Source organism: uncultured Pseudoflavonifractor sp. (assembly GCF_944387275.1).
Lineage (GTDB): Bacteria > Bacillota > Clostridia > Oscillospirales > Oscillospiraceae > Pseudoflavonifractor > Pseudoflavonifractor intestinihominis.
The window spans coordinates 67,132-78,161 of sequence record NZ_CALXEG010000007.1 but is presented as its reverse complement, the minus strand read 5'-3'; the positions used below and the strand labels follow the sequence as shown (position 1 = coordinate 78,161).

Sequence of the window (11,030 nt, the reverse complement as noted above, 5' to 3'; positions counted from 1 at the left end):
AGGATGGGGCTCATGCCGTGGTAGCGCAGGCCGCCGGCGTGGTTGGGGGCGGGGATGAAGCCGCTGCCCAGGGTGTACATCCGGGCCAGGGGTGTGACCTTGCCGGTGTCGCAGAAGTCGTAGGCGTACTTGCCCCGGGTGAAGGAGGGACAGGAGGCGGGCTCCACCGCCACGATGCGGGGGTTCTTTACGCCCCGGATTTTGTCGGCCATGAAGGGGGCGATGAGGCCGCCCAGGTTGGAGCCGCCGCCGGCGCAGCCCACCACGATGTCGGGGTACTCGCCCAGCTGCTCCAGGGCCAGCTTGCTCTCCAGGCCGATGATGGACTGGTGGAGGAGCACCTGGTTGAGCACGCTGCCCAGAACGTACCGCTTGTCGCCGCCGGTGACGGCGGCCTCCACCGCCTCGGAGATGGCGCAGCCCAGGGAGCCGGTGGTGCCCGGGTTCTCAGCCAGGATCTTCCGGCCCACCTCGGTGGTCATGGAGGGGGAGGGCACCACCGAGGCGCCGAACACGTTCATCATGGCCTTGCGGAAGGGCTTCTGCTCGTAGGAGCACTTGACCATATACACGTCGCAGGACAGGTTGAAGTAGGCGCAGGCCACGCTGAGGGCGGTGCCCCACTGGCCGGCTCCGGTCTCAGTGGTGACGCCGGACAGGCCCTGCTGCTTGGCGTAGTAGGCCTGGGGCACGGCGGAGTTGAGCTTGTGGGAGCCGGAGGTGTTGTTGCCCTCGTACTTGTAGTAGATCCTGGCGGGGGTGCCCAGGGCCTTCTCCAGGTCGTAGGCCCGGATGATGGGGGAGGGGCGGTACATCTTGTAGATGTCCAGCACCGGCTCGGGGATGTCGATGAACTCGTGGGTGCAGTCCAGCTCCTGCTGGGCCAGCTCGGCGCAGAAGATGGGGGCCAGGTCGGCCTCGGTCACCGGCTGGAGGGTGTCGGGGTGGAGCATGGGGTCGGGCTGGTCCTTCATGACAGAGCGCAGATTGAACCATTTCTGAGGCATCTGGTCTTCGGTGAGGTACAACTTGTGGGGGATCTTAGTCATGGTAATCGCTCCTTCTCAGTGTTTTTTGCTGGGGCTGTTCTGGAAGAAGGCAACAAAAAAGACCCTCGTCCCAGAACTTCTGTTCTCTGGGACAAAGGCCGAAGACCTCTGCGGTACCACCCGGATTGACATACGGTGCGCCGTATGCCCGCTCACTTTCCCGCGTCCCAAAACGCAGGCTCCCCTGATAACGGGTGGAGTCCCCGTCGCGCTACTGAGGCCGCGGCCCGTTCGCTGTGCCCTCGGAAGTCCATTCACCCGGCGTCCGCCTGCCGCGCTCCCACCGTCCGCGGCTCTCTGGGAGGCTTTCCCTCCGGGCTACTTCTCTTCGTCATCGGTTTATCGATTTGACTTGCTAAATTATAAGCATAAAATCAGACAAATGTCAAGTATAAAATTGCAGGGCGGGCGGAGAAATTTTCCGCCCGCCCGTACGCATGTCAGTTGTCGTCGGTATGCTGCCGGACCGGCACCGCCGCGCCGGCCAGATGCCGGATGGTGAGGGCGGCGGCCAGGAGCAGGTCGAACAGGCCGATGACCACCACAAAGAGGAGGGTGGTGGACCCGGTGGGATTCCAGGCTGCGTCCCATACACCATAGAAGGGGGCCAGCCTGAACCAGAAGTCGAAGCAGCCCAGCACCAGGCCGGGGATAGCCAGGTTGGCCAGACCGCACACCGCGCTGCGCAGGTCCCGCCGCCGGATCATCCAGAACAGGTTGAGCAGGACGCAGACCCCGATGCCGCCGAAGAGGGTGGGGGCCACGCCGGGCAGGCCGTACTGGAGGCCGGACACCAGATACTTGAGGTAGTCATAGCTTCCAAACTGAGGGGTGTCCTCGCCCAGGTCGGGCAGGGGCGGCCGCTGGTAAAGCCCCTGCTCCACCGCGTCCCACAGGAAGCGGATCAGCAGGAGGGCGGCAGCCACAGTCACAAGGGTGGTCAGCAGGGTGACGGCCATCTCCAGATTGTCCGGACGGTCGGGCCGCCGGTCGCCCCAACGGCGGATGGCCAGGTTGGCGGCGGAGAGCACGCAGACGGCTACGATGGAGAGGTTGATGGTGCTGGATTTGAGGACCATCAGGTTTTCACCCTTGGAGTTGAGCACGCTGCTGCCCGCCATGGCGTCCAACGTCAGGCTGGACAGCAGGAACAGCGCGGTGAGGGCGAAGAGCAGGAGATAGGGGGAGAGGGTGCGGCTGTCAGTGAGGCCGGACATGGCGCGGTACTGCCGCCGGGAGGCGGAGAACTGCCCGGAGGCCAGGAAGAGGAGCACCGCGCCCGCGATGCCCAGCAGGGCGGCGGCCCCGGGGGCCAGCCAGGGGAAGAGGACACCCTCGCTGAGGCTGTTGCCGGAGAAGGCGTACTTGACCACAAAGGCCAGCACCGCCAGCAGCCAGGCCAGCAGGGCGCTGCGGGCGGCCTTCTCCCGGACGTTGTCCATCAGGAGCGGATAGAGGGACTGCTCAGGGACGCGGATGGGCTCGGGAGCCTCCGTGGGGGTCTGGGGCTGTCGCTCGCCGGCCATCAGCTCGTCGACGGTGACGCCCAGGACGGCCCCCAGGGCGGGGAACAGAGTGACCTCGGGGTAGCTCTCGCCCCGCTCCCATTTGCTGACGGCCTTGTCGCTGACGCCCAGCAGAGAGGCCAGCTCTTTCTGGGTCATGCCTTTCTCCCGGCGGAGGGAGGCGATAAAGCTGCCGGTTCGGATACTGTCCATATGTGGCACCTCCTTCTTTCTGTCTCCAGCATAGCCGAGCGGGGGAGATTTGGCAACCGCTTTGTGGTGGGAGGAGGTAAACCAGCGGTAGAATCCCGGTGTTTCCAAGGCTTTGCGGGTTTGAAAAAGGGAGGGAAGGGCGAAAAAAGAAAAAATAATGTCCTTCTTAAGAATTCCTTGAATCTTTTCTGATAGACTGGGTGCCAACGAAGAAAAGAGAGAAGGTAAGCCCCATGAGCAGCTATCTGGAGGCCATCCGGCAGGCGGCCATTCTGTTCCCCATTCTGGCGGTGCTGTTCACCGTCCCCTACATCGCGTTCAACTACCACAAGTACGGCTCCGTGCTCAGCGTGCGCATCCTGGTGGTGTACTCCTTTGTGCTCTACCTGCTGTGCGTGTACTGCCTGGTGATCCTGCCCCTGCCCAGCGGCGAGGCGGCGTCCGCGCTTCACGGACACAAGGCCCAGCTGATCCCCTTTGCCTTTGTGGGGGACATCCTCCGCACCTCCCACGTTGTCTGGAACCGGCCGGAGACCTGGGCATCTCTGTTCACCTGCGGGGCCTTCCTGACCACGGCCTTCAATCTCCTGATGACCATGCCCTTCGGCATGTACCTGCGGTACTACTTCCGCTGCGGCTGGAAGAAGACGCTGGTGCTCTCGGCGCTGCTGTCCCTGTTCTTTGAGCTGACGCAGCTCACCGGGCTCTACTTCATCTACCCGGGCAGCTACCGCATCTTTGACGTGGACGACCTGATGGTCAACACCTGCGGCAGCATGATCGGGTATCTGCTGGCTGGGCTGGCGGCCAAAATATTGCCCACCCGGGAGAGGATGGACCGGGCCAGCTTTGCCCGGGGGCGGCGGGTGTCCTTCCTGCGGCGGCTGGTGGCCCTGCTGTATGACGGCATCGTCCTGGCGGTGGCTGTGGTGCTGGCCAATCTGGTATCCACAGCATTCCACTGGCAGGTCCGGCTGCCCGAACCGGCGGCGGAGCTGTTCTGCCTGGCCTATTTCGCCCTCTGCCCCCTGCTGCTGGGCGGGAGCACAGTGGGGCACCGTCTGACCAGGATGAAGCTGGTCACAGCGGCGGGACAGCCGCCCAGGCGGTACCAGTATCTGCTCCGCTATGGGTTCCTGCTGGCCGGGGTCCGCTGGAGTCTCCCGGTGCTCCGGTGGCTGCTGGACCGGCTGGAGGCCTGGGGGCTGGTGCCGGAGCTGGCGGGGCTGATGCTGGGCGGCGCCGTGGTGGCGGGGTATGTGGCGTTCCTGTTCCTGGCCCTGACCCAGGTGATGGGCGGCAGGCCGGCGTTTTATGAGCGCTGGTCCAAGACCCGCCTTGTGAGCACGGTGCCGGAGGAGGAGCAGTCCTCCGGGACATAAAAAACGGCGGCAGCGCATGAGAAATGCGCTGCCGCCGTTGCGGTCTGTTATTCGGTTACAACCTCGCCGGTGAGCACCTGATGGGCGTCCACGGTGAGCTGGCCGTCCTTGCAGTCCACGGTGAGGGTGTCGCCGGGGGCCACCTGGTCGGCAATGATCTTGCGGCTGATGAGGGTCTCCACCGTGTGCTGCACGAAGCGGCGCAGGGGACGGGCGCCGTACACGGGGTCGTAGGAGCTGTCGATGACGAAGTCCTTGGCGGCCTGGGTCAGCTCCACAGTGAGCTGCTTGTCGGCCAGACGGTGGTTCAGATCGGCCACCAGCAGGTCGATGATGTGGGTGATGTTGGCCTTGGTCAGGGGCTTGTAGAACACGATCTCGTCCAGCCGGTTGAGGAACTCGGGCCGGAAGGACCGCTTCAGCAGGTCGTTGACCTGGTCCCGGGCGGTCTGGCTGATCTCGCCGTTGGCGTCGATGCCGTCCAGCAGGAACTGGCTGCCCAGGTTGGAGGTGAGGATGATGATGGTGTTCTTGAAGTCCACGGTGCGGCCCTGGCTGTCGGTGATCCGACCGTCGTCCAGCACCTGGAGGAGCACGTTGAACACGTCGGGGTGGGCCTTCTCCACCTCGTCGAAGAGGACCACGGAGTAGGGGTGGCGGCGGACGGCCTCGGTCAGCTGGCCGCCCTCCTCATAGCCCACATATCCCGGAGGCGCGCCGATGAGCCGGGAGACCGAGAACTTCTCCATGTACTCGCTCATATCGATACGCACCATGTTCTTCTCGCTGTCGAACAGGGCCTCGGCCAGGGTCTTGGCCAGCTCGGTCTTGCCCACGCCGGTGGGGCCCAGGAACAGGAAGGAGCCGATGGGCTTGTTGGGGTCGGCGATGCCGGCGCGGCTGCGCAGGATGGCCTCGGACACCAGGCGGACGGCCTCGTCCTGGCCGATGACCCGCTTGTGGAGGATGTCCTCCAGGTGGAGCAGCTTCTCCCGCTCGCCCTCCATCAGCTTGGCCACGGGGATGCCGGTCCAGCGCTCGATGATGCGGGCGATCTCCTCCTCGGTGACCTTGTCCCGCAGGAGGGAGTTCTCCTTGCCCTGCTGGGCCAGGGCCTCCTCGGCCTCCAGCTGCTTGCGCAGCTCGGGGATGCGGCCGTACTGCAGCTCGGCGGCCTTGTTCAGGTCGTAGGACCGCTGGGCCTTCTCCAGCTGGGCGTTGGCCTGCTCCAACTCCTCGCGGAGCTTCTGGACCTTGCCGATGGCGTTCTTCTCGTTCTCCCACTGGGCCTTCTTGGCCTTGAATTCCTCCCGCATGTCGGAGAGTTCCTTCTGGATCTCGGCCAGGTGCTCCTGGGAGATCTTGTCGGTCTCCTTCTTCAGGGCGGCCTCCTCGATCTCGTGCTGGATGATCTTCCGCTGGACCACATCCAGCTCAGTGGGCATGGAGTCGATCTCGGTGCGGATCATGGCGCAGGCCTCGTCGATGAGGTCGATGGCCTTGTCGGGCAGGAACCGGTCGGTGATGTAGCGGTTGGACAGGGTGGCGGCGGCGATGATGGCGCTGTCGGTGATCTTCACGCCGTGGTACACCTCGTACCGCTCCTTCAGGCCGCGGAGGATGGCGATGGTGTCCTCCACGCTGGGCTCGTTGACCATGACGGGCTGGAACCGGCGCTCCAGGGCGGCGTCCTTCTCAATGTACTGGCGGTACTCGTTGAGGGTGGTGGCGCCGATGCAGTGGAGCTCGCCCCGGGCCAGCAGGGGCTTGAGCAGGTTGCCGGCGTCCATGGCGCCCTCGGTCTTGCCCGCGCCCACAATGGTGTGCAGCTCATCGATGAAGAGGATGATCTTGCCCTCGCTCTTCTTCACCTCGTTGAGGACGGCCTTCAGCCGCTCCTCAAACTCGCCCCGGTACTTGGCGCCGGCGATGAGGGCGCCCATGTCCAGGGCGAAGATGGTCTTGTCCTTCAGGGAGCCGGGCACATCGCCCTTGACGATCCGCTGGGCCAGGCCCTCGGCGATGGCGGTCTTGCCCACGCCGGGCTCGCCGATGAGGACAGGGTTGTTCTTGGTCTTACGGCTGAGGATACGGATCACGTTTCGGATCTCGTCGTCACGGCCGATGACCGGGTCCAGCTTGTTCTGGCGGGCCCGCTCCACCAGGTCGGAGCCGTATTTTTTCAGGGCGTCATAGGTCTCCTCCGGGTTGTCGCTGGTGACCCGCTGGTTGCCCCGGATGGAGGAGAGGGCCTGCAGGATGCCCTCGCGGGTGATGCGGTAGGTCTGGAAGAGGTGCTTCAGGCTGCTGTTGGCGCACTCCACCAGGGCCAGCAGCAGGTGCTCCACGGAGACGTACTCGTCCTTCATGGACTCGGCCACCGACTCGGCGGCGTTCAGGGTCTTGTCCACGTCCTGGGCCACATAGATCTTGCCCTGCTCCCGGCCGGAGCCGGACACACGGGGCAGCTTCTGGACCTCGTTCTTCACAGCCGCGGCAAAGGAGGGGACGGTCAGTCCCATCTTGGTCAGCAGCTGGGGGATCAGGCCGTTTTCGGTCTCCAGCAGGGCCAGCATCAGGTGGGCCTGCTCGATCTGCTGGTTGCTGTACTCAGTGGCGATGGCCTGGGCCTCCTGGATGGCCTCCAGGGATTTCTGGGTATATTTGTTGGCGTTCATATGGAAAGTCACATCCTCTCAGGGTGTAAAACGGATTCTGAATGGGCGGCGGAGCGATGCGCCCGCATCCCGCCACTAATCTACTATCTTTCCGCCGCAAAGTCCATACCTTTTTTCCAGACTGCGGCAGAAGGGAGAAGCGAAAGGGAGCCGGTCAGCCAAAGCTGACCGGCTCCCGGGGCTTGCCGTTACTCGATGGCGATTCTCCGCGCCTCGGGGACCACGGGCTGGGCCTTGGGCAGGTTCAGCTCCAGCACCCCGTTGTTGTAGGCGGCGGTGATGCCGGCTTCGTCGATACCGGTGATGTCGAAGGAACGGGAGAAGGAACCGTAGCGGCGCTCACGGCGCAGGTAGTTGCCCTTCTCGTCCTTCTTGTCGCTGTCCTCCTTGTGCTCGGCGGTGATGGTGAGGATACCGTCCTTCACATCCAGGGTGATGTCCTCCTTGTTGAAGCCGGGGAGCTCGGCCTCCAGCACGTACTTGTCGTTGACCTCGCGGATGTCGGTGCGGAAGGCGGGCAGGGAGGTGTTGCTGCTGCGGAAGAAGTCGCGGGCGAAGTTATCAAACGTATCGAACATATTGTCATTGCTGCGCTCAAAAGGAAGCATGCCAAACATAGAAATCTCTCCTTTGGATTTAGACTGAAGATGTTGTTTTCGGGAACGGTCGGACTCTGGCAGTCGAACTATTATTCTGCTAATCACGGGGACCACGCATACTGCAAAACCCCTTTCAGAGGGCTGGACCTTGTTCCGGTCAACCACTCGATCTCTTTTTCTGACCCTAAGTATACTGCCGGTCTGTGAACAAATATACAATAAATTATGTCCAAATTGTAAACATTAGCACTCTTGACATTAGAGTGCTAAAATGAAAGCAAGGCAGAATGGAGAGTGCTGAGCGGGGAGAACGGGGAGAGAAGAAAAGAGGGAAAAAAGGAGGAAATACCTCTTTACGGCGGGGGAAGTATCCACTATAATGGGCCGGAATGAGTCTGTCTCACAGACAAAGAGGGGGAGAGATAGCATGCGGCATCGCAACGACCTGGGCAAGGACCCTGTGGGGCCTCTGATCCTGCGCCTGGCCATCCCCACCATGCTGGCCCAGCTGGTGAGCGTGCTGTACAGCATTGTGGACCGGATGTACATCGGCAATATCCCGGATATCGGCACCGTGGCCCTGGCGGGCGTGGGGGTGTGCGGGCCCATTGTGACCCTGCTGTCCTCCTTTGCCACCCTGGTGGGCCTGGGCGGCTCTCCCAACCTGGCCATGCGCATGGGGGAGGGCAACCGGGAGGAGGCCCAGCGGGTGCTCAACAACGGCTTTCTCATGCTGCTGGTGCTCTCCGGGGTGCTCACGGCCCTGTTTCTGCTGCTGCGGGAGCCGCTGCTCATGTGCTTTGGCGCCAGCGAGGCCACGTTCCCCTACGCCAACACCTACCTGACCATCTACACCGCCGGCACCTTCTTCGCCCTCATGGCCACGGGCATGAACAGCTTCCTTATCTGCCAGGGCCGCTCCGGCCTGGGCATGGCCACCGTGCTGGTGGGCGCGGTGATGAACATCGTGCTGGACCCGGTGTTCATCTACCTGCTGGGGCTGGACGTGGCGGGCGCGGCCATCGCCACCGTCATCTCCCAGATGTGCTCCTGCGGCCTGGTGCTCTTCTTCCTGCGGCGCAGGTCCATGCCGGTGCAGCTGGGGTGGGGCGGCTTCCGGTGGCGGGTCATTGTGCGCATCGCCAGCTTCGGCCTGACGCCCTTCCTGATTATCGCCACGGACAGCGTGCTCCTCATCGTCCTCAACGCCATGCTCCAGCGGTACGGCGGGCCGGGGGAGGGGGACATCCTGGTCACCTGCGGCACCATTGTCCAGAGCTATATGTGTATCATCACCATGCCCATGGGTGGCATCACCGGCGGCTGTCAGAGCGTGGTCAGCTTCAACTACGGCGCCGGGCAGCCCGAGCGGATCAAAAAGGCCATCGGGTGCATCTGCGCCCTGTGCCTGGCCTTTACCACCCTGATGACCCTGTTTACCCACACCCTGTCGCCGCTGTTTGTCCGGCTCTTCACGGCGGACGCCTCCCTGATGGCCCGGACGGTGGCCTATATCAAGGTGTACACCTTCGGCATCATCCCCCTGGCGGTGCAGTACACCCTGGTGGACGAGACCACCGCCATGGGCCATCTGCGGCTGGCCCTGTTCTGCTCCCTGTTCCGCAAGGCCACCTTCCTCACCGGGACGGTGCTCTTCCCCATCCTGCTGACCGCCGACGCGGCCTTCTACGCCGAGCCGGTGTGCGACGTGTTCTGCGCCGTTGTGACCACGGTGCTGTTCCTGGTGTTTTTCCCCAGAATGATCGCCGGACGGATGGCGGATCTGCGTCAAATGGAGGGAAAAACAGCCAAGAGTTGATTTGCCTGCTAGAATATGTTAGAATATTAATAGACATCCGGTCGCGAATTTTTCTTCTGTGCCCGGAGCGGCACGAAGCAAATCAAACGGCAGGAATGGAGGACGAGCGCGGTGGAAGACACGGAGCGCGGGCGTGAGGAGCTGCTGGACTATCTGGCGGCCCGGAGCGGCTGCGCATATCTCTCCGATCTGCGCATTCCCTCGGCGGCGGCCCGGCTGGAGCAGGTGCTCCGAAAGGCGCCGTGGGGCACATGGCCCGGGGAGGCGTGGCAGGAGGCCGTCAGCTATATCACCGGCGAGGGCAGCGGAGCCGGTGAAGCGGAGGCGCGGGATATTCTCATCGCCTGGTGCAGGAACTGCGAGAGCCGGTCCAGGGAACACTGAGCGGTGAAAGAGAAAAAAAGACAGCGCTCTGAGCACGGGACAGCCGTGTTCAGAACGCTGTTTTGTTGTCCGGGATATCAGCGCCGGAAGGAAGAAAACTGGCGCCTGCCCTGGGGCAGCAGGACAGTGAAGACCGTGCCCTCCGCGTCGCTGCTGGCCACGGAGATCTGCCCCCTGTGGGACTGGACGATGGCCTTGGCGATGGCCAGCCCCAGGCCGTAGCCGCCGGCATCCCGGGTGCGGGCGCTGTCGGAGCGGTAGAAGCGCTCAAAGAGGTGCTCCAGGTGCTCCGGCGGGATGGCGGGCCCGGTGTTGCGCACGGTGAGCTTCAGCCGGTCGGCGGCGCGGCAGAGTACCACCGACACGGCGCCGTCGCTGCCGGCGTACTTGCAGGCGTTGTCCAGCAGGATGTAGACCAGCCGCCGGAGCTGGCCCTCGTCCCCGTGGACCCACAGTCCGGGGTGTATGTCGCTCTCCAGGATCACGCCCGCCTCAAAGGCCACCGACTCGAAGGGCAGCAGGCAGCCCTCGGTCAGCTCGCTCATATCCACCGGCAGCCGGGCGGAGGGCAGCCGGGCGGCGTCGCTCTTGGCCAGGAAGAGCATGTCCTCCACCAGACCCTTCATCCGCCTGGCCTCCTCCTGGATGTACTCGATCCACTTGGCCTGGCCGGCCACCGTGTCCTCCCGGTGGGAGAGCAGGATGCCCGAGTTGGCCAGGATGACGGTGAGGGGGGTCTTCAGCTCGTGGGAGGCGTCGGCCACGAATTGGCGCTGCTGCTCCCAGGCTTTTTCCACCGGCCGGGTGGCCAGCTTGGAGAGAAACAGGCTGATGAGGAAAAAGCCCAGCAGGGCCCCCATCCCCACCAGCAGGGAGGTGAGGAGCAGGCCACGCAGGTTTTCCCGCTCCCAGCTCCGGTCGGCAAAGGCGATGCGGGTCTCGCCCTCGGGGCTTGTCTCCACCAGGTACCGCAGCCCCAGCTTGGTCAGAATGCCCTCATGGGTGCCCGAGTCCAGCGCCTGGGAGACCGCCTCCTCCAGCACCTGGTCGGACACGGACACGCTGTCCTGGGCGTACACGGCGTCCACCTGGTTGTCCTCGGTGAGGGAGACGCAGAAGACCGGGATCATCATCACCTGCTGGAAGGTGCCGCCGCCCCGGTCGGCCCACTTGTCGGGGACCATGTCGCTGGAGGGGGAGAACTCAAAGCGGGGCGGGTCCCGGTCGTCCCCCCACTCCAGGGACATGCGCATGGCGGCCAGGCTCTGGCCGGCCAGCCGCTGGGAGGTGGAGCCCATCAGCACGGCGAACACCACGATGAGCACCAGGCTCACCAGGGCCATGTTGGTGAGGATAAATTTTGTTCTCAGCTTGCGGATCAAAATTCCATCACGCTCCCGA

8 protein-coding genes are annotated in these 11,030 nt (G+C 63.8%); 3 read left to right on the top strand and 5 right to left on the bottom strand.

The genetic code is table 11. The features are described 5' to 3' along the window. Both Q0K23_RS03330 and Q0K23_RS03325 read right to left on the bottom strand, forming a co-directional pair. Window positions 1-1,049, bottom strand: a 1,049-nt coding sequence (locus Q0K23_RS03330) for a TrpB-like pyridoxal phosphate-dependent enzyme (protein ID WP_294517840.1), incomplete at its 3' end; no start/stop codon positions are given. A 440-nt stretch (window positions 1,050-1,489) separates the two neighbouring features. After that, a complete protein-coding gene (locus Q0K23_RS03325) occupies window positions 1,490-2,767 on the bottom strand; it encodes a helix-turn-helix domain-containing protein (protein WP_294517837.1) in 1,278 nt (425 codons plus the stop codon). Window positions 2,768-3,000: 233 nt separating this feature from the next. Between Q0K23_RS03325 and Q0K23_RS03320 the strand changes: the two genes are divergently transcribed. Continuing rightward, entirely contained in the window at window positions 3,001-4,149 is a 1,149-nt protein-coding gene (locus Q0K23_RS03320; RefSeq protein WP_294517835.1) for a VanZ family protein, read from the top strand. A gap of 47 nt (window positions 4,150-4,196) precedes the next feature. Here the strand turns inward: Q0K23_RS03320 and clpB are convergent, their stop codons facing one another. Then, window positions 4,197-6,827, bottom strand: coding sequence for an ATP-dependent chaperone ClpB (gene clpB, locus Q0K23_RS03315; protein ID WP_294517833.1), 2,631 nt, complete (start codon window positions 6,825-6,827; stop codon window positions 4,197-4,199). 188 nt (window positions 6,828-7,015) lie between these two features. Then, window positions 7,016-7,444 carry an Hsp20/alpha crystallin family protein gene (locus Q0K23_RS03310; protein WP_294517831.1) on the bottom strand — a complete coding sequence of 143 codons (429 nt, stop codon included), beginning with the start codon at window positions 7,442-7,444 and terminating at the stop codon, window positions 7,016-7,018. Between the two features lie 409 nt (window positions 7,445-7,853). On the opposite strand from Q0K23_RS03310, the gene Q0K23_RS03305 reads away from it, so the two are divergent. Next, window positions 7,854-9,245, top strand: a complete 1,392-nt coding sequence (locus Q0K23_RS03305; RefSeq protein WP_294517829.1) for an MATE family efflux transporter — start codon at window positions 7,854-7,856, stop codon at window positions 9,243-9,245. A gap of 111 nt (window positions 9,246-9,356) precedes the next feature. Next, window positions 9,357-9,629 (top strand): hypothetical protein, encoded by a 273-nt coding sequence (locus tag Q0K23_RS03300; protein WP_294517827.1) that lies wholly within the window; start codon window positions 9,357-9,359, stop codon window positions 9,627-9,629. 77 nt (window positions 9,630-9,706) lie between these two features. Here the strand turns inward: Q0K23_RS03300 and Q0K23_RS03295 are convergent, their stop codons facing one another. Beyond that, a complete protein-coding gene (locus Q0K23_RS03295) occupies window positions 9,707-11,011 on the bottom strand; it encodes a cell wall metabolism sensor histidine kinase WalK (protein ID WP_294517825.1) in 1,305 nt (434 codons plus the stop codon). Window positions 11,012-11,030: the final 19 nt, after the last annotated feature.